At 49.7% G+C, this 19,826-nt stretch carries 15 protein-coding genes; 6 read left to right on the top strand and 9 right to left on the bottom strand.

Features of this window, described 5'->3' with window-relative positions:
- Window positions 1-21: 21 nt before the first annotated feature.
- The 3 genes from BZG23_RS03840 to BZG23_RS03850 form a co-directional block, all read right to left on the bottom strand.
- Window positions 22-1,392, bottom strand: coding sequence for an SLC13 family permease (locus BZG23_RS03840; protein ID WP_077577794.1), 1,371 nt, complete (start codon window positions 1,390-1,392; stop codon window positions 22-24).
- A gap of 229 nt (window positions 1,393-1,621) precedes the next feature.
- Window positions 1,622-2,293 (bottom strand): SanA/YdcF family protein, encoded by a 672-nt coding sequence (locus BZG23_RS03845; RefSeq protein WP_077606177.1) that lies wholly within the window; start codon window positions 2,291-2,293, stop codon window positions 1,622-1,624.
- A gap of 119 nt (window positions 2,294-2,412) precedes the next feature.
- A complete protein-coding gene (locus BZG23_RS03850; protein WP_077606178.1) occupies window positions 2,413-4,104 on the bottom strand; it encodes an NAD-dependent malic enzyme in 1,692 nt (563 codons plus the stop codon).
- A 518-nt stretch (window positions 4,105-4,622) separates the two neighbouring features.
- Between BZG23_RS03850 and BZG23_RS03855 the strand changes: the two genes are divergently transcribed.
- Window positions 4,623-5,360: a substrate-binding periplasmic protein gene (locus BZG23_RS03855; RefSeq protein WP_077606179.1), complete on the top strand. Its 738-nt coding sequence runs from the start codon at window positions 4,623-4,625 to the stop codon at window positions 5,358-5,360.
- A 115-nt stretch (window positions 5,361-5,475) separates the two neighbouring features.
- Here the strand turns inward: BZG23_RS03855 and BZG23_RS03860 are convergent, their stop codons facing one another.
- The 3 genes from BZG23_RS03860 to BZG23_RS03870 all read right to left on the bottom strand — a co-directional run bounded on the left by BZG23_RS03860 (window position 5,476) and on the right by BZG23_RS03870 (window position 8,720).
- Window positions 5,476-5,958 carry a YajQ family cyclic di-GMP-binding protein gene (locus BZG23_RS03860; RefSeq protein WP_046073201.1) on the bottom strand — a complete coding sequence of 161 codons (483 nt, stop codon included), beginning with the start codon at window positions 5,956-5,958 and terminating at the stop codon, window positions 5,476-5,478.
- Between the two features lie 52 nt (window positions 5,959-6,010).
- A complete protein-coding gene (locus BZG23_RS03865) occupies window positions 6,011-7,066 on the bottom strand; it encodes a 3-deoxy-7-phosphoheptulonate synthase (protein WP_077606180.1) in 1,056 nt (351 codons plus the stop codon).
- A gap of 184 nt (window positions 7,067-7,250) precedes the next feature.
- Window positions 7,251-8,720, bottom strand: coding sequence for a protein adenylyltransferase SelO (locus BZG23_RS03870; protein ID WP_077606181.1), 1,470 nt, complete (start codon window positions 8,718-8,720; stop codon window positions 7,251-7,253).
- Between the two features lie 182 nt (window positions 8,721-8,902).
- Between BZG23_RS03870 and BZG23_RS03875 the strand changes: the two genes are divergently transcribed.
- Entirely contained in the window at window positions 8,903-9,736 is an 834-nt protein-coding gene (locus BZG23_RS03875; RefSeq protein ID WP_077577800.1) for a CvfB family protein, read from the top strand.
- Window positions 9,737-9,977: 241 nt separating this feature from the next.
- Here BZG23_RS03875 and BZG23_RS03880 read toward each other — a convergent pair whose 3' ends face one another.
- From BZG23_RS03880 to BZG23_RS03890, 3 genes are read right to left on the bottom strand one after another with little or no spacing between them, the layout of a single operon-like run.
- Window positions 9,978-12,614, bottom strand: a complete 2,637-nt coding sequence (locus tag BZG23_RS03880) for a PqiB family protein (RefSeq protein ID WP_077606182.1) — start codon at window positions 12,612-12,614, stop codon at window positions 9,978-9,980.
- The gene (locus BZG23_RS03885; RefSeq protein ID WP_077606183.1) at window positions 12,577-13,830 is read right to left on the bottom strand and encodes a paraquat-inducible protein A; all 1,254 of its coding nucleotides are present in this window, start codon (window positions 13,828-13,830) and stop codon (window positions 12,577-12,579) included. Before BZG23_RS03885 ends, BZG23_RS03880 begins: the two co-directional genes overlap by 38 nt.
- Window positions 13,831-13,833: 3 nt before the next feature.
- Complete coding sequence (locus BZG23_RS03890) at window positions 13,834-15,633, bottom strand: ABC transporter ATP-binding protein (protein WP_077606184.1); 1,800 nt, start codon at window positions 15,631-15,633, stop codon at window positions 13,834-13,836.
- 76 nt (window positions 15,634-15,709) lie between these two features.
- Here BZG23_RS03890 and BZG23_RS03895 point away from each other — a divergent pair, with 76 nt between their 5' ends.
- From BZG23_RS03895 to BZG23_RS03910, 4 genes are all read left to right on the top strand, one after another.
- The gene (locus BZG23_RS03895) at window positions 15,710-16,168 is read left to right on the top strand and encodes a GAF domain-containing protein (protein ID WP_046073208.1); all 459 of its coding nucleotides are present in this window, start codon (window positions 15,710-15,712) and stop codon (window positions 16,166-16,168) included.
- A 114-nt stretch (window positions 16,169-16,282) separates the two neighbouring features.
- On the top strand, window positions 16,283-16,939 hold the full coding sequence (gene proQ, locus BZG23_RS03900; RefSeq protein WP_077606185.1) for an RNA chaperone ProQ: 657 nt from the start codon (window positions 16,283-16,285) through the stop codon (window positions 16,937-16,939).
- Window positions 16,940-16,956: 17 nt separating this feature from the next.
- A complete protein-coding gene (gene prc, locus BZG23_RS03905; RefSeq protein WP_077606186.1) occupies window positions 16,957-18,966 on the top strand; it encodes a carboxy terminal-processing peptidase in 2,010 nt (669 codons plus the stop codon).
- A gap of 202 nt (window positions 18,967-19,168) precedes the next feature.
- Window positions 19,169-19,819: a hypothetical protein gene (locus BZG23_RS03910; RefSeq protein ID WP_046073211.1), complete on the top strand. Its 651-nt coding sequence runs from the start codon at window positions 19,169-19,171 to the stop codon at window positions 19,817-19,819.
- Window positions 19,820-19,826: the final 7 nt, after the last annotated feature.

Genomic DNA, 19,826 nt, shown 5'->3' on the forward strand with positions numbered 1-19,826 from the left:
CACCAGGTAGTGGGAGAGTGATTACCAGAACAGGCGAGTGAAAATCGCCAAGACAGCAATACAAACAATGTTGAGATATAAGCCAACACGCATCATATCACGTTGTTCTATATGGCCTGAACCAAACACAATGGCGTTTGGTGGCGTGGCGACCGGCAGCATAAAGGCACATGACGCGGCAATAGCGATCAGCGCAGAGAGTGCAACGGGTGACACACCCAATGCTTCGGCGATGGTAGCAAAAACCGGTACTAGGAGTGCAGCGCTGGCGGTATTACTCGCAAACTCAGTCAAGAAAATGACGAATGCCACCACGCCTAGCATAGTGAAAAACAGCCCAGATCCTGTCAGTGCATTGCTCAGGTGGTTGGCGAGAAACAAACTCGTGCCGGTTGCTTTGAGGACATTGCTCAAACAAATTCCCCCACCGAAGAGTAGCAGCACGCCCCAGTCAGCGGTTTTTTCGACTTCTTTCCATTTCACAACTCGCGTTGCCCCCAGCAAGACAATCGCGGATAACGCCACAATAGAGTCAAACTTGCTAAGGCCACCAAGCATGGCATTCAATGGTTTACTGAATATCCAGGCACTGACGGTCAGTGCGAAAATCACAAGCGTGATCACGCGAGGTTTGCTCCAGGTGAAGTCACGCTGATCCGCTTTAAAACTATGGTTAAGGTTCGGCTTGGTGAGCACATACAAGACGGCAACGGCGATGGGGAGCAATATCAGAGTGACAGGCAGGCCTAATTTCATCCAATCTGCAAAGCTAAGCCCAGCTTCAGCCGCCGCAATCGCATTTGGGGGACTACCGACAATGGTCGCTATGCCGCCGATGCTCGCGCAATAGGCAATACCCAACAGCACAAACACATAGGTGCCATGATCTTTTTGATTATTTACCTTGTGCAAAATGCCTAACACCAGTGGCAGCATCATAGCGGTTGTCGCGGTGTTACTGATCCACATGGATAGAGCGGCCGTGACCCCAAATAACATCATGACGGCCACCGACATTTTGCCTTGGGCAATGGTGAGCACTTTATTGGCGATGGCTTGATCGAGGCCTTGTGCTTGCAGCGCGGCTGCCAAGGCAAAACCACCGAGAAAGAGAAAAATGATGGGATTGGCGAAATTTGACATCGCTGCCGGTGTTTCAAACACGCCAAGCGCGACGGCCATAATGGGCACCAGGATCGCGGTGATGCTGACATGAATCGCTTCAGTAAGCCATAACACGGCAATGAATATCAGTAAGCTTAGGCCGGTTGTGACATCTGTTTCAAACGGCAGGGTGTTATACAAGATGAAAAACAGGGCAATGTCAGCAAACAAGATCCACGCTTTTCTATCCAGCCCCGACGCACGGGAGGAAAGGGTTTGCACATCCATAGGGCGTCCTTTTTTAAACGTTATTGAGTTTTTTTATAATGTTTTGCTTTGAGTTTTTAGGTGCTTGATAGGGGTAGGGTTACTGCCATTTGGGCGACAGTGGGCCTCCAAGCGACGGCTAATATACGCGTAAATAGTCCGCGTGTTAATCGATTGCAGGCAGGTTTTTAAACAAATGATTAAAGTAATGTGAAAATTGTGATTGGGTCGGCACTGGTCGATATTGGGGTTAGTCGTTCGACGTTGAGACGCCACTGATTGGCTCTTTTGGGCCGGTAAACTTGGGTTTGACGTTGAGAATAAAGCTATCAAGTACCGCTTTGGTTCTTGCTAATACTTCACGTGCGCGAATTTTGACACCTGCCCAGCCTTGCGGACTCGGTACAGCGTAACAAATAGCATCAATATTGTTTACATCGGCGAGAAATAACGCACGCTCGCAATGAAACTGTTGGCTGATCACGGTGTAGCGCGCCAAACTGAAAACGGTTTTCGCGCGGACAACGGAGTCCAGCGTTCGAAAACCCGCATAGTCAAGGTGAATCGTCTCTTCCGGGATCCCTGCTTGACGTAAATCTCGCTTCATTGTCCAGGGCTCATTATACGAGCGGTGCGCGTTGTCGCCACTGAGTAAAAGGTGCTGAATCTTACCCGCATGGTATAACGACTCCGCGGCTTCAATCCGGTAGGTATAATAGGGATTGGGTGTTTTACCAATATACTTACTGGTTCCCAGAACCAAGCCGACTTGCCGAGCGGGTAGCGTCTCAGCTTGTTGATAAACACGGCCTTTGGCGTTAAGCGTGATCGCGATATCACTGGCGGCCATCACGATAGCGGTGACCACAGTAAAACCAATCAATGTGAAAATCGCCCGACGAAAAAGGCGCTGGAGAGCCATGGTACGTTTTATTACCTTTGCGCGAATTAAGCCGCACTCGGGGTCACGTGTGCGGGCAAGTAGGTGGAATAATAGCAAAAAAAGCGCCGGGGTAGACGCTTTTTTCTGTTAGGCTCGCGTTAAAAAGAGGTCCGTTTGTAAGCACGATATTGTGGTGACCAGAAGCTCTCTTCAATACGCTTTTTAAGGGCCTCGTCAGACAGTTCTGAGGCAACCCCCTCAGCAATAGCCTCTTTCGCAACCGCAAACGCGATGCGTTTTGATACCTGCGTGATATCTTCCAACGACGGTAGCAGGGCACCTGTGCCACGCTTGGCTAATGGCGAGCACTCAGCTAAAGCGCGCGATGAGGCCATCAGCATGCCATCTGTCACCCGGGATGCAGCAACCGCTAACACGCCCAACCCAATGCCTGGGAAAATATAGCTGTTATTACACTGTGCAATAGGAAAGGTCTTGCCATTGTCTAAACGAACAGGTTCGAACGGACTCCCTGTGGCAACCAGCGCTTGGCCGTCAGTCCAGCGCAAAATATCAAAGGGCGTCGCCTCCACACGGCTGGTAGGGTTAGAGAGAGGGAAAATGATAGGACGTGGGCAATTGGCATGCATTTCTTTCACCACATCCTCGGTAAATAATCCAGGTGCGCCAGAGACGCCGACCAATACGGTCGGTTTCGCATTCCGCACGACATCGAGCAACGAAATGTTACTGTCTTCTAACTGCCAGTGGTTGAGCGCCTCGCTCTTTTGCACCAGTCGTTGCTGAAAGTCGAGTAAGTTAGGCATGGCATCAATTAATAGCCCCCAACGGTCGACCATGTAGACACGTGCGCGCGCCTCTTGATCGGAGATACCTTCAGATACCATTTGCGCGATGATCGCTTCGGCAATACCACAACCGGCTGATCCAGCGCCCAAAAATGTGATGCGTTGCTCGGAGAGCTTAGTACCTGCGGCTTTACACGCTGCAATCAAAGAGCCAACAGTCACCGCGGCAGTACCTTGAATATCGTCATTAAAGCAGCAGACTCTATCCTTATATCGCTCTAGGATCGGCATAGCATTTTTTTGTGCAAAGTCTTCAAATTGAATCAAGGCATCTGGCCAGCGGCGTTGAACCGCTTGGATAAACTCTTCAATAAAGGCATCGTATTCTTGTCCGCTGATGCGGGTGTGACGCCAGCCCATATACATGGGATCAGAAAGGCGTTGTGGGTTATTGGTACCGACATCCAACACAATAGGGAGTGTGTAGGCTGGACTGATCCCGCCACAAGCTGTGTAAAGCGATAGCTTACCAATCGGGATGCCCATGCCGCCAATCCCCTGATCGCCGAGTCCGAGAATACGCTCCCCATCGGTGACAACAATCACTTTGACGTTATGACGAGAGGCGTTATTAAGTACATCATCAATGCGATCGCGGTTAGGGTAAGAAATGAAAAACCCGCGGCCTCGGCGATAGATATTGGAGAAGTTCTCACAGGCTGCGCCTACCGTCGGAGTATAGATGATGGGCATCATTTCGGTAATATGGTTGGAAACTAACCGGTAAAAAAGCGTTTCGTTGGTATCTTGGATGTTGCGTAGATAAATATGCTTGTCGATATCGTTCTCGAAGCGCTGATACTGTTGGTAGGCACGCTCAGTTTGTTCTTCAATCGTTTCGATGGCGTCAGGCAATAAGCCCTCGAGGTTAAAAAACTTACGCTCTTCGACGCTGAATGCGCTTCCTTTATTCAACAATGGCGTTTCTAGCAAGGCTGGTCCCGCATAGGGAATATAGAGAGGACGTTTTTGGTTATTCATGAATGATCAGACTCGATGTTGTCTTTTAATTAGGTCGATGATGAGTATTGGGCGTTATCTGGTGCCTTCGTGGCAAAAATGATCCCTTGCGAAACGCTTTAAAGGCGTCAGTCTGCGATAGCCCATAATTACGCTGTAATTGGGGACAAAGTTTAGGCATGAATGGTGACCTAATTCAACTTTTTTACTTGATTGTGCGGGATCGGCAGAGGTATATGAGAGAGCGTTTAAATTTGTTATCAGCGCTGAACGGCTCATTTTTTTCTGATTATTCAAACGTTTGTACATAGAAAAAACGGAAGTTAGATCACAACCTCCGGCAAAACTGCGCACGGGACATGGAAGCTGACTACACTAGAGGAGGTGAGTGAATAGTGACAAGGCCACGCCTTATCCTATTCAGCTTCTCCAATTTGGTATGAGCTAACTTATCCTATTCAGCTTCTCCAATTTGGTATGAGCTAATAATAATAATGTTGGCTGAGCACATTTAATGGAAGGTTAAAAGAGGTAGTCCAATGAAGTCACTCATTGCCGCCAGCTTGCTGGTTTTCTCAACCACCACAGTCGCTGAAAACTTAGGCGATCTTGATTATATCACTGAGGTGTATCCGCCGTTTAACTATGAAGAGCGCGGTGAGTTAAAGGGAATTGCGGTTGATTTTCTCGAAGCTGCAACAGAAGCAGCAGGGGATCCGGTAAGCCGAGATCAAGTGAAGATTCAGCCATGGGCACGTGGCTATGCCACGGCACTGTCTGAGCCCAATACCGTATTGTTTTCAACCACACGGACGGATGAACGGGAAGATAAGTTTAAATGGGTAGGGCCGATTACAGACACAAAAATTGTTGTCTGGGCCCCTAAAAGCAAAGGGATCACTATCGACAATGCGAGTGACTTTGCCAACTATAAAGTCGGCGTTGTACGCGATGACGTCGGTGAGCACTTGTTACGCTCAATGGGTGTCGATGAAGGCGCGCTACGCCTCTCGCCAAAAGCGGATTTACTCGCCAAACAATTGGCGGCGGGCCGAGTTGATATGTGGGCTTACGAGGAAAACGTCAGTGCCTTCATTATGAGCCAAAACAATATTGACACCAGCCAGTTTGAAGTAGTTCATGTCTTGGATGAGTCTCAGCTCTACTATAGCTTTAGTAACAACACGCCAGATAGCTATGTTGAAAAGCTACAAGCGGGCATTGATCAAGCGACCGCCGATGGCACGCTTGAGGAAATCAAAAGCAAGTACAAGTAGTATGATGCGAGTGTTGTCACGAAAAAGCGCTTAGCGACTGACACGCGCTGCCGAATAAAACGGGCCTAAGTCTAACAGGCCCGTTTTTTATGCTATCGATAACAAGTGCTCGGGGCTAGTCGCGAAAGTTTTCAAATTGGAAAGGCTGCTCAAAGTCACTTTCCTTGATTAATTGAATCACTGCCTGCAAATCATCCCGTTTCTTTCCGGTGACACGTACTTGCTCGCCCTGAATCTGGGTTTGCACTTTCATCTTGGCATCTTTAATCGCTTTGGTGATCTTCTTCGCGACAGGCGTTTCAATACCGTTTTTAAATTTCACCTGTTGATAAAAGGTTTTGCCAGAGTGAACCATGTCTTGGATATCCATGGCGCGTGCATCAACACCACGCTTGGCGAGATTACTGCGCAACATGTCCATCATTTGGTTAACCTGAAAATCCGCTTCAGCCGTTACTTTCACGGTTTCTTTATCGAGTTCGAAGCTGGCCTCAACACCACGAAAATCAAAGCGAGTTGCAAGCTCTCGGTTGGCGTTGTCCACTGCGTTTTTTAGCTCAACGTTGTCAATTTCAGAGACAATATCAAATGAAGGCATAGTCTTTTCCTAATTGGGGCGTGAGCCAGTCACGCCGATAAATCGTCAGTCATTATGGGGTGTTGCGCGCCGCGACGGCATCAGCCAGTTGCTCGAGCAAGCGCTCGGTATCGGCCCATCCCAGACAGGGGTCAGTGATCGACTGGCCATAAACGCGTGATTGCTCGTCACCCATGGTTTGATTGCCTTCTTGTAAGAAGCTCTCAGCCATGATACCGGCAATCGCTTGCTCGCCATGGCGGATCTGATCAGCAATATTCGCGCATACATCAAGCTGGCGGCGATGCTGCTTTTGGCAATTACCGTGGCTGAAGTCTACCACAAGCTTACCAGGCAATTTGAAATCGCTTAGCGTTTGCGCGGCGGCTTTCACATCGTTGGGGTAATAGTTCGGCTGATGACCGCCGCGTAAAATGACATGCCCATCTGGGTTGCCTGCGGTTCGATAAATGGTCATGCTGCCATTTTTGTCGGGTGAGCAGAAAAGGTGAGACTCTCTGCTGGCGCGAATGGCATCGACGGCAATACGGATATTGCCGTCTGTGCCATTTTTAAAGCCGACAGGGCTGGAGAGTGCAGAGGCCATTTCACGATGAATTTGTGATTCTGTCGTGCGGGCGCCAATCGCTCCCCAGCTGATCAAGTCAGCGATATACTGACCCGTGATCATGTCGAGAAACTCGGTAGCAGTTGGCAGTCCCATTTTGTTGATATCGAGCAGGAGCTCACGCGCCGTAAACAGGCCTGCACGAATATCACCGCTTCCGTCAAGGTGCGGGTCATTGATAAGGCCTTTCCAACCGACAACCGTACGTGGCTTTTCAAAATATGTGCGCATCACCACCAATAATTGGTCGCTGTACTTATCGGCGAGCGGTTTAAGCTTGGCTGCGTAATCACGGGCCGCGTCGGGATCATGAACAGAGCAGGGACCAACAATCGCTAGCAGCCTCGTATCGTCGCCATTGAGAATACGACTGATCGCCTGTCGTGCGGCGGTAATATGGTGAGCAACATTGTCGTTGATGGGGTGGGCAGCTTCCACCTCTGCAGGCGTAGGCATGGTATCAACCACACGTGTTCGAAGCTCATCGGTTTTCAGTGGCATAGAGGACAGCCTTCCTCACATCTTATTCTGTTGCGAAGCCAGTAAGATAGCAAAAAACGCCGCCTATGAAAGCATCAATGTGACATCTGTTGGATTTTTCTTGTCAGAGCGGTGATCACCGAGGCGTATTTTAGTGGATTGATATGAGCGCCTCAGTGGCAAATGACTCAGGCGCACGTTTAGGCTACGAGGAGCAGCTAAGGGTCATATCTTTCTCTTCATCGGCGGGACGTCGAGCAAGGGAGTCAAGCGCGGAATGTGACGCAAACGGGGAAGCCAGTACTGTCATCAAATTGTGAGTTGGCTGCATGTCACCTTGTTCTGCCGCCTCTATCGCCTGCTGGGCCAAATAATTACGTAAAATAAACTTAGGATTGGTTGCCTGCATGCCAGCGAGGCGAGTGTTGTCGTCATGATCTGCCACCCGTTGGTGGTATTCGCTTAACCAAGCCGTTAAGGCATCGGCATCTGATACGAGGTCGTTAAACTGGCTGAGTGTCTTTGCACTTAATAGCGCCTCTTGCTTGATGTCACTGAGCCTGCGAAAGAAAAGGGTGTAGTCGACTTGTTGAGATTCGAGCAATGAAAAAAGCGCGTTGAACAAATCACTGTCCCCTTGCTGTGCATCGGACAACCCTAGTTTGTCGCGCATGGCTTTGCTGTAAGCTACCTGGAGATGGTGTTCATAACCGCCGAGAATGTCGTTAATCACGTCACTTTCAAGCAGTGGGGTAAAGGCGTAGCCAAGCGCAGAGAGGTTCCATAGCGCGATAGCAGGCTGCTGATTAAAGGCATATCGCCCCGTGTAATCAGTGTGATTACAAATATTGCTCGGGTTGAAATCATCCAAAAAAGCATAGGGGCCATAATCGAAGGTCTGGCCTAAAATCGACAGATTGTCGGTATTCATGACACCATGGTTAAAACCAACCGCTTGCCACTTGGCAATCATTTCTGCCGTGCGCTCGACAATTTCTTGTAGCAAGGCGGCATAAGGTTTCTCGGCCTCGGCAAGCTCAGGAAAATGGCGTGCAATGACATAGTCGGCCAGCGTACCCAGTGCATCGTGCTGTTGGCTGTAAAACAAGTACTCAAAATGGCCGAAACGCACGTGGCTTTCCGAGACCCGAAGTAAGGTTGCGGCCGTCTCGATGCGCTCGCGCATCACCGGGGTATCGCTGGTGGCCATGGCTAATGCCTGCGTGGTAGGGATGTTGAGTCCCTTCATGGCTGCGCTCGCGAGATACTCACGGAGGGTGGAACGTAACACCGCACGCCCGTCGCCGTGGCGGCTATAGGGGGTTTTTCCCGCCCCTTTTAAATGCCAGTCCCAGAGTGTGCCATTATCATCACGCCACTCTCCCAATAACACCCCACGACCATCACCGAGCTCAGGGTTGTATTGGCCGAATTGGTGCCCTGTGTATTTCATTGCAAAGGGTTTGCGGCCCGCAAGCGACGCCTCCGCAGACAGAATTGCACGAAAGCGTTCACTGTGAATGTCTGCCGTCGTTAAGCCGAGTTCATCAGCTAGCGCGGCGTTGTATGTTAGAAGCCGGCCGTTGTCCAAAGGCGTAGGGGTCACTGCTTTACCCAATGCGCTCCCTAATTGGCTAAAGCTAAACCGAATATGTTCACCATCAAATACTGCCATGCATCCCCCTTTAGGTTAATCATTTAAGCCTAACAGCCTGGCAGCCGCTAACAAGGGATAGAATGTAGGGGTATTGGTTGACATGGGGTGGTGTTTTTTTCCTCACCCGAACCGTATTTCTTCCACATCTCAAGGACAAATTGCGTATACTCACGGGCATTATTTTCTACAGCGCTGAGACAATGATTAAACTAGGGCAATACAACAAACTATCAGTGGTGAAACAGGCAGACTTTGGCGTGTTCCTTGATGGCGATGACTTTGGCAATATTTTGCTGCCGACCCGTTACGTCCCTGAGAATACCCGTGTTGGTGATACGCTCAATGTGTTCATCTACTTTGACTCCGAAGATGAGATTATTGCCACGACTGAAACGCCCTATGCGCAAGTGGGTGAGTTTGCATCATTGCGCTGTGTTGGCGTCAATACGGTCGGGGCGTTTGTCGACTGGGGGTTAAGCAAAGATTTGTTGGTGCCCTTTAGCGAGCAACGTACGCGCATGGAGGAGGGAAAACCCTATGTGGTGCGGGTTTATACCGACAAGGCATCCGGGCGTATTGTTGCTAGCCGCAAGTTCAATAAGTTTATCAGTGAGGAGCCGCCTCAGATAAAAGTCGGCGATAAGGTCTCGGTGATCATTACTGACATCACCGACCTTGGCTTTAAGTGCGTGGTGAATAACCAGCATTGGGGGCTTATCTATCGCGCTGAAGCGTTCGGTAAGCTGTTTATCGGCAAAAAACTCAGTGCCTATGTAAAAACCGTTCGTGAGGATGGCAAAGTTGATCTGGCATTACAAAAACATGGTAAAGCGCGGGTTGACGATCTCAGTGACAAAGTGATTAAGATGCTAGAGAGCAAAGGGGGCTTTTTACCACTTAATGATAAAAGCTCACCTGACGCTATTTTTTCTCTCTTTCGTACCAGCAAGGCGACCTTTAAGAAAACACTGGGTGGGCTTTATAAGCAACGTAAAATTCGTATTGAACAGGACGGCATTTACCTGAACAAGTGACGGTGTCACAAATTCCCGATAAAAAAAGACCCGGAACGTCCTGTTCCGGGTTCAGGGAAAAGGCTCAAGGAGCCATATGCCAATATTTAGGTTGTGATTACTAAAGTGTAGTCTATCAATAACGACATGCCAGTTTGTGACACAATTTTGTTAAAGGATAAGTATTATCAGGGACCTAGCGAGCGCGTCGAGGTCCCTGATTTTTTAGCGAGCGTATCGAGGGTCGCTTAGTACAAGCAGCTTAGGGTGTTGGAATAGCCGTTCGCCATTCTTGCCATACTTTTTTACTCTCACTGTGCAGCAAGAAGTGACGATGATCATTGGCCACTGGCTGCAAAGGTTGATCGTCTGGGGTTGAGAAAGCAATACCGCCTTTCAGCAAACTATCAATCGTGCCGCTTTTGAGATCTGCCCCCGTTAGCCCAATGGAGACATCGACCCCGGACTCGTTCCAAAAGACCGTGTTTTCACGAACCAGGTGCGCATATTGAGGCGCGATTTGTAGTTCGAAAATGACTCGGTCAGACAGCTCGCCTAATCTAACGCTAGAGACAATACCCACTTCGATATCGCGATGTAATACCGGTGTGCCAGGGGCGATAGAGTGGCGAGCGTCGCTCTCCAGGATGAGTGTCAGCCCTTTTGGGTATTTGGGTGAGTCATGGAGAGTGAACTGTTGGGTGAAGTCACCCTCGCCGGGGACCACCGAGATATAGGTGCCAAATAGTGAGTCCAAGTTCTCTGTTTTGGTCAGACTGAGGACGGGTTGAGTGAGCCAGAAATAGCTGCCGGTGCGTGCAAGCGCATTTTTGTATTCAGGGTAGAGACGAGCCTGAATGGTCACGTTTTCGTGGTCGAAGTCGGGGCTTAGGGTGATCACTTCGCCAACATCGACTCCTTGATAACGGATCGCGCTGCCCACTTTTACCCCGTTGGCCTGGTCAACCGTTAGCCTAATATCTACGCCGTATTGAGCGGCTTCTTGCTTTGAGGGGTAAAGCTTCCAATCTCCGTTTCGTTTATTACTAATACCAGGCATGGTGCCGAACGCGATACCGCCGTTAACCAGTGAGCGCAACGAGCCTGTATTTATTTCGACGCCGCTGAGGTTGGCTTTGATATCCAGCCCAGATTGATTCCAAAATACGGTTTGTGGATTAATCAGATGCTTATAGCGATTACTCACCGCAATGGCGATGGACACAGTGTTGCCGTTAAGCTGATATCCTTCCACTTGGCCGACCACAAAATTGCGGTACATCACGGGACTGCCTTCACTCACACTAGGCATACGACTCGCCACTAAGGTAAAGCGTGTTTCACCGCGTGCATCTTGCTTGGCGTGCTTCGCTTGAATAGGGGAGGTGTACAGTGGATACGTCTCCTTGATGCCTTTCGCCCCTTCGCTGGTAAAGCTTAAAGCCGGGTCGGCGATTTGTTCCATCGCTGGCACGACCACATTGAGACCGTCACCACTGAGCTCGCCCGTGATCCCACCGAGAATAAAAAACTGCGATTGTTGTTTCACCAAGTGGCGGTATTCTGGATAAATCAATAGCTTTAAAGTGACAGTGTCACTTTCATTGAGCGCGACACGGTCGATAAAGCCCACTTGAATGCCGCGATGCAATACTTTGGTGTGGGGGGTTAAGCCGTATGCATCGTCTGCGGTTAAGGTTACTGTGAGGGCACCGGTCAGTTGCTTTTGCTGTTGGTGCCAGGTTCGGGCGGTAAATACATCGTCAGGCATCGCGGGATCAGCATCTGCCGAACCAGGTTGGATCGTCAAGTAGTTGCCGAGGACTAAATTACCCAGATTCTTTAGTCCATCAAAACCAATTTGGGGCTGCTCTATCTGAAAGTAGGTGTCTTGGTTGAGCAGCCAGGTCATGCTCGGGTCAATGTGTGCGGTTGCGACTGGGCGTTGTTGCTGTGCCGCGACGTCTATGTGGGTAATTTCACCGACTTCTAATCCTTGATAGGTGATCTTCGTCCCCGCGCCGGGCAGCCCATGTTGTTCAGGGAGCGCTATTTGTATCGATTGACCGCGTGCGGCCTGCGAAAGGCTTTGGTAAAGCTGAAAAGGGCGATTGTCCTCAAGTGTTGGGCTTGCTTTCGGGGAGTCGAATGCAATGCCACCGGCAATCAAGCTCGCCACACTCTCGAGCTGCACATCAACACCCGACACATCAACATTGGCTTTTACACCGCTGATCGACCAAAAGCGTGAGTCTTGTTTGAGTAAATGCGAGAATTGCGGCTCAATTAACGCGGAGAGCGTCACCCCTTGCGAATCTTGATCAAGCCGGTAACTGTAAATTTCGCCGACACGAATTTTCCGATAGTAAATCGGCGAACCGACATTCAGTGAGCCTAATGTCGGTGCGTGTAGCTTGACGGTTGTGCCGGCTTTTTCTGCGATATCTGTCGGTGGTTCGTCACGCGCGACGAAGGATAGGCTGGGGTCGCCGCTACCCGGTTGTAAGGCAATATAGTTGCCTGAGACCAAGGTTTCGAGGCCGCTGATCCCAGTGATCGAGGCGCGTGGTTTCACAAGCCAAAACTCGGTGCCACTTGTGAGCAGTTGCGTCGCCTCTGGATAGATATTGGCGTCAACATAAATGCCGTCCAAGTCATCCGCGAGTGTAATATTTCGCACCTTACCCACTTCCAACCCTTGGTAACGGATCGTGGTTTGGCCAGCCTCCAAGCCTTGCGCATCGCTAAACACAATTTGAATCCGTTGCCCCGCTTCACTGATGGATTGAAACAGGAGCCAAGCGGCCATCAGCAAGGCCAATACAGGCAGTATCCATAGGGGAGACAAGCCATAGCTGCTTTTAACGATCGGTGAGGGTATGTCTTGTTTGTCGCTCATGATGATCCCATATCAAACGCGTATCAAGAAATTCAGTGGCAAGCATGGTTAATACCACGACCAAGCCGAATGCAATGGCACCCGGTCCAGGCATAAAGTCCATAATGCGACCACGATCGACTAAGGCGACCATAAACGCAATCACAAATAAGTCCATCATCGACCACTTTCCAATCCATTTCACCCCTCGGTATAGCCACATATGTTGACGTGGTGTGATGGCGGTGGTGCACCGTAAGCTTATTAATATCAAACCTAGCCCTAGTATCTTTGCTACGGGCACGACGATGCTGGCAGTAAAAATGATCGCAGCGATGCCTGGCATCCCATTATTAATCAGACTCGCGACGCCCGAAAAAATGGTGTCTTCAAGTCGAATGCCGTTGGAGAACAAAATGGAGATTGGGAACAGGTTGGCCGGAAACAGAAAAATGGTAGCGGTAATTAAACAGGCCCAAGTCTTTTGCTCGCTTCGAACCATTCGGCGGTGAAGCGGTAAATGACATCGACGACAGTGAGCGCTTTCCTGGTGCCCTTGTGTTAAGCCGCAGTGGCTGCACCGGATAAGAGGGGATGGCTCGGATTCTGGTGCTGGGCGAGTAAAGGCATCCCAGTATCTTTGCGTGTTTACCCGTACCAGTAAAACCGATAGTAGGATTTGTATCGTCGCATAGCAGGCAAGCCCCATGGAAAAGTGCAAGGTGGCGTAGTCTTGAATTTTAAAACAGGCGATGGCTAAGCTGACCATTAAAACATCCGCCATCACCCAGTGGCGGCTGTGCGCAATCACGCGTACCGCTGGGCGAAACCAGCGGATGGATTGTTGGCGTCGAGACAGGTGCATCACCAATAACGCACAGGTGAACAAAAGCGGCGCAAATGAAGCACAGAATACGACGAGGCTAGCGACAAACGGGAATGAAGACCAGAGAATCTTGGCGCCGGTAAGCACGGATGTGGTGATGGTTTTTCCCAACAAATCGATGGAAAGGAGCGGCAGAAGGTGAGCGGGAAGAAACAGCACCAAAATCGTGAGTGCCAAGGCTATCTCTCCATTAAAAGACAGCCGTCGTCCGTGCGCGAGCTTGGTCGCGCAACGTGGGCAGATAGCAAGGTGATCGGAGTCCGTTTGGCACGGTTGTAACACCAGATCGCACCCCGAGCACCTCGTTAAAGGTGGGGACGCCGCAAACGGTTTGTCTGGTGACTGTGTCATGGTCTACTTTCCCGCCGCCTGTTGTATTTGCCCATACAAGGTTTGATATACCCCCGGCGCATTGACTAACTCTGTGTGCGTGCCTTGTTGGGTCACTTGTCCTTCATCCAACACATAAATCACATCGGCTTCTTTAACCGCAGAGAGGCGGTGAGCCACGATAAGGGTCGTCCGTCCCGCCAAAAATGTTTGCATTGCTTGATGTAGCGCGCGCTCAGTGGCCGTGTCTAGGGCGGACGTGGCTTCATCCAAAATAACCAGTTTAGGGTCACTCAGGAGCATTCGTGCAATCGCCACACGTTGTCGCTGACCGCCAGATAAACGGATCCCTTGTCGTCCAAGCGGTGTATCTAGCCCGTCGGTGAGTTGTGTCACCACATCCCCCAATTGGGCGTGCTCGATAGCTTGCCAAAGCGCGGTGTCGGCAAGGTGACGGCCTAAGCATAAGTTATTTCTCAACGTATCATTAAACAGCACTGGCTGTTGCAATACCACGGCAATTTGATGACGGAGAGCATCCATGTCGACATGGTTAATCGAGTGGCCGTTAAAGCGTATATCACCTTGTTCTACCGGATACAGTCCTAACAGCAACTGAATAAGGGTTGATTTTCCGCCGCCACTGGCACCAACCAATGCCACACGCTGGCCGGCAGGGATACGCATGCTTAAACCATTGAGTACCGACTTATCCTCATCGTAGGAGAAACATAGATTATCAATCTCGACCGTTAAGCCCGAGGCCTGTGTGTGGGCGGCGATACGACTTGGGTCAATGCCCGCGGGTCGACGCGGCTCTTCGGCCAGTTGTAAAACCTCATTAATACGCGTCATCGCGGCTTTAGCACTATACCAAGCAAATTGAATCCCGAGCAGCTCTTGGACTGGGCCGAGCATAAACCACAAATAACCAAACACCGCGAACATCAGACCAATCGATAAATCACTGAAAAAGACCATTCCCATTGCTACAGCGCGAAAGAGCTCGAAGCCGATCAAGAACATTAAAAATGATAAGCGTCCCGCGGCTTCTGACTGCCAGGCATACTTGTCAGCACTGTCTTTAATCTCACTGGCACTGTGGTCAAGCTGACGCAAATACTCACGTTCTCGATTGGCAGCACGAAGTTGATACAAACCGTCTAACGTATCCACGAGACGTTGCTGGAAGCGCTCAAAAGATTGGTTCTCTTGTGTTTTAAGGTGCTTAACTCGTTGGCCAAGGGTGCGGCTTAACGCCACGACAATAGGGTTAATCAGTAAGATGAACAAGCCTAGTCGCCAATCAATCCAAAGTAAGACGACCGCGGTGCCGGTGACCGTCAACAGACCAATAATAAACTTGCTTAGTGTGGTACCAATAAACTTATCGATGGTTTCGACATCGGTGACAAGGTGAGAGGTGAGGCCGCCACTCCCGCGTAATTCGTATTCACGCATGCTGATCCGCCCAAGCTTGGCGATCAAGTGTTGGCGGATTTTGTAGGTGATTGCCTTACCAACCAGRGTAAATTGGCGGCTTTGTAGAATGTTAAGTCCTTGGCTGACGATACGCATGATAACGACAATGATCAGCACAGCGGCAATGTAAATGCCCGCCTGTTGCCAGCTTATAGGCAGGAGGGTGTTGAGTACCGCAAGTCCCCAGTCTGGCTTATCCAATAGCACCTCATCGACCAATAACGGCATGAGTAATGGGATAGGCACACTGACCAAGGTGGCGGCAATGGCTACCACGTTAGCCCAAATGAGCCGGGTGCGATGGGGTCGAGCTTGGTCAAGAAGCCAGCGCCAGGTGATCATAAATAGTGATACTCAATTGAAAAGTCTTTGGATTATTTCTATTGTAATGGTCTTGTTGTTTGAGATGCAGTGATTTATGGAAAACAAAGCTGATTTTTACCGCTTGTTAACCCAACAGGCGGTTGCGTTGTGCGAAGGGGAACCCAACCTTATTGCAAAACTGGCCAATATAAGTGCGTTACTCAATAGCCAGCTTGAAGATATTAACTGGGTGGGTTTCTATCTCGACGAGGGAGAAGAGTTAGTGCTTGGCCCGTTTCAAGGTCAACCAGCCTGTGTACGCATCCCCTATGATAAAGGGGTATGTGGGGCCGCCTATCGTCAAGATACCGTAATGCGAGTAGAGGATGTGCACGCCTTTGAAGGACATATTGCGTGTGATGCGGCGAGTAACTCGGAAATTGTGGTGCCTGTTCGGGTCAATAATCAATTGCAGGCAGTACTGGATATTGATAGTCCAAGTATCGGTCGCTTTGACCAAGAAGATGAACATGGACTCGCTACCTTGGTCAAAGAAATGCAAAAACACTTGTGATTTCGCCAATCTTGGTAGTTTTTTCATATCAGGTATCTATAATACGCACCACTTTCATACTTAAATACACGTAGATACGCTGCTGTGGTTTCTCGCAGCAGGCCAGGAAAAAACATGGAAAATACTGAAAAGCTCGCGAACAGCAAAGAAGTCATTGCCTACATTGCTGAACGTTTCCCTAAATGTTTTACTGTTGAAGGCGAAGCCAAGCCATTAAAAATTGGTATTTTTCAAGATCTTGCGACACGTCTTGAAGGCGATCCCAAGGTAAGCAAGACCCAATTGCGCGCCGCGCTTCGTCAGTACACGTCTTCCTGGCGTTATCTGCACAGCGTGAAACCAGGGGCGTCACGCGTTGACCTTGATGGCAATGCGTGTGGCGAGCTTGAGCAAGAGCATATCGACCATGCTGCGCAGACCTTGTCAGAAAGCAAAGCGCGTGCGGCAGAGCGTCGTAAGCAGCAACAAGCGAAAAAGTCAGAAGGCCAGGCGAAAAGTGCGGGTAAGACTGCACCTAAAGGCAAGAAGGCGGCCGCGCAATCAGCGAAAGACCGTACGAGTAAACCAAAGCCCGCTAAAATGACTAAGAAAGAGAGTGAGCCACGTCGCGAACTCAACGCCAACGATGTTGTCGTAGGTAAAGACGTGAATGTGAACATGGGCAACGGTAATCTGCCAGCGACCATTGTTGAAATTAATAAGGATGAGGTGCGTGTTCGCCTGACTAACGGGTTAACCATGTTAGTAAAAGCGGAGCACCTCAGCGCCTAAAGGAGACTCCTCGACGCATGTTTTGTCGACGCCGCGTTTCGGCTATCGCTGCCAGCTTGATGCTGGCAGCCTCTGCCCAGGCCGTAGAAGCCAATTTTCAACTCAGTGAACTACCTTCACTGTCCGCTGAACCCCAGCACGAAACCGCTTCCAAGCGTGTAACTTCTCGTTTCACTCGATCCCACTATAAGCAGTTCGCGCTCGACGATGCCTTCTCGGCGGCGATTTTTGATCGTTACTTGGAAACACTGGATTATAATCGTGTGTTTTTAACCCAAGATGATGTCGAACGTCTATCTCGTTGGAAAACGCGTTTAGATGATCAGCTCAAAGAAGGTGAGACACAAGCGGCCTATGCGATTTACAACCGTGTGCTGAAAAAACGCTTTGAGCGTTATCAGTACGCGCTGCACGTGTTGGATAAACCCTTTGATTTCTCTGCTGACGAAAGCATGGTGCTGGATCGTACTGAGCTGCCATGGGCGGCTAACGAGGACGAACTGGATGCTATCTGGGATAAGCGGGTAAAAAATGATGCCTTAAACCTGCGCTTAACGGGGAAAGAGGATGAAGAAATCCGAGAGACTTTGGGCAAGCGTTATAACAGCGCGTTAAAGCGTTTAACGCAAAGCCATAGCGAAGATGTGTTCCAGGTCTACATGAACGCCTTCGCGCGTGAAGTTGACCCACATACTAGCTACCTATCACCACGCAATGCTGAGCAATTCCAGTCGGAAATGAATTTATCCCTCGAAGGGATAGGGGCGGTATTGCAGATAAAAAATGAATACACAGTGATTCGTTCTCTCGTTGCGGGTGGCCCTGCATCCAAGTCCAAACAGTTGTCACCCGGTGATCGAATTATTGGTGTGGGCCAAGAAGACGAAGCGATTGTCGATGTGATTGGCTGGCGACTGGACGATGTGGTCGAGCTGATTAAAGGCCCGAAAGGCAGTGAAGTTAAACTGAAAATCTTACCCGAAGGGGCGAATGCTAAAAGTTACAATGTCACGCTAACCCGTGACAAGATTCGCTTGGAAGATCGCGCAGTAAAATCTGAAGTGATTGAGCGCGGTGACGAAAAAGTTGGCGTACTGACGGTCCCCGGATTCTATGTTGGGCTGGCCGATGACACCAAAAAAGAGATCGCGAGTCTGAAAGAAAAGGGCATTAGCGGTATCGTCGTGGACTTGCGAAATAACGGAGGGGGGGCACTGAGTGAAGCGACCGCGCTCAGTGGGTTGTTTATTGACCAAGGCCCCATTGTACAAGTCAGAGACAGCTATGGGCGAGTGAAAGTCAACAGTGATACGGACGGTAAACGTTTCTATGATGGCCCGATGACGGTGTTGATTAATCGCTACAGTGCCTCCGCTTCGGAGATTTTCGCGGCCGCCATGCAAGATTATGAGCGTGCGGTGGTGATTGGCGAACAATCTTTTGGTAAAGGGACCGTACAGCAGCACCGCTCTTTGAATCATATCTACGATTTATTTGATAAGCCGTTAGGTTATGTGCAGTACACGATCCAAAAGTTTTATCGGATTAGCGGTGGCAGTACCCAAAATAAGGGTGTGGTGCCAGATATTGTCTTCCCTTCTCCCGTTTCACCGGATGAAACAGGTGAGAGTGTGGAAGAAAATGCCTTGCCATGGGATCGAATTGAGAAAGCGGATTATCAGCCTAGATCCTTGCCTGATTCGGTGCTTAATACGATAAGTGAAAAGCACAAAGCGCGGATCAAAGATGATCGAGAGTTTGATTTCATCCGCCAAGACATTGCGCGCTATCAAGAAGAGAAAGATAAAAACACAATCTCCTTGAATGAAGACGCACGGCGCAAGGAAATGGAGCGAGAAGATCAAGAACGCTTGGCGAGATTAAATGTACGTCAGAAGGCGTTGGGTGAACCGCCCTTCAAAACGCTCGATGATGTGCCTAAAGACTATGAAGAGCCAGATGCATACTTAGATGAAGCCGCGAGCATCACAAAAGATTTGGCTAACCTTCTTTCAGCCAACCGTTAAATGTCAGGTCGGCATACGGTCTTTTAGCACGTTAGCGCACCCCCAAGCCTAGGCAATTCGCCTAGGCTTTTTTTATGACGTTATGGTGACGACTAGGCGGATTCAACCTACATGAAACGAGATCTTGCTCAAAAAACTGCATAAAACTGATAAGTCAGTCTAACCTTATCGTTAAGGCATCACTGCCAATGAGGGGGAAGGTATGCGTTGCTTATTGGGTGTTTTTCTGGCCTTAGTGATGGCCTTGCCAGTGCGCGGTGACGATTTAGCACGATTTGATGTCCCGTTACTGCTTGGTCAATGGTATTGGTTTAGTGCTGAGGAAGAGTCAGAGGCGAGCCATCCGTATAAAGCGATTAATCTTTCGTTTAACTCTCATTATGAGTTCCGTATTGATATGCTACGTCGTGATGGGCAGCTCGAGACGGCTGCAGGCAGTTATGCGGTGAATCATCAAGCATTGCGGTTGTACGATGGGCAGGGGGCGGATCAAGTGCATGCCTACCAGTTAAATCATAATCAATTGCAGCTTCAGGGAGCCGTGTTTACTAAACTGCTACCTGACGATCTCTCCGGGGTGTGGCGTTCAAACAGCATAGAAGGGGAAGATGTGAGTGAAGAGGTGGATGGTGTCTCGCTGAAACTTCGCCCAGATTTTCTTTTTGCGATGCAAGTTCGCGGCAACAACGGCCGTTCAATTACTCACCGAGGCGTTTACTTGGTGGAAGGTGACAACCTGATGCTTATTTATGAAGAAGGACGCCATTCATCCCAGTACCAACTTGCCTCAGATACCTTGCGCTTGACCAATGAGGTGTTTGGTATGGAGGCGGTGTTACAACGGCAACGGTGAGCAATGA

The organism is Salinivibrio sp. ML290, from assembly GCF_001995695.1.
Lineage (GTDB): Bacteria > Pseudomonadota > Gammaproteobacteria > Enterobacterales > Vibrionaceae > Salinivibrio > Salinivibrio siamensis.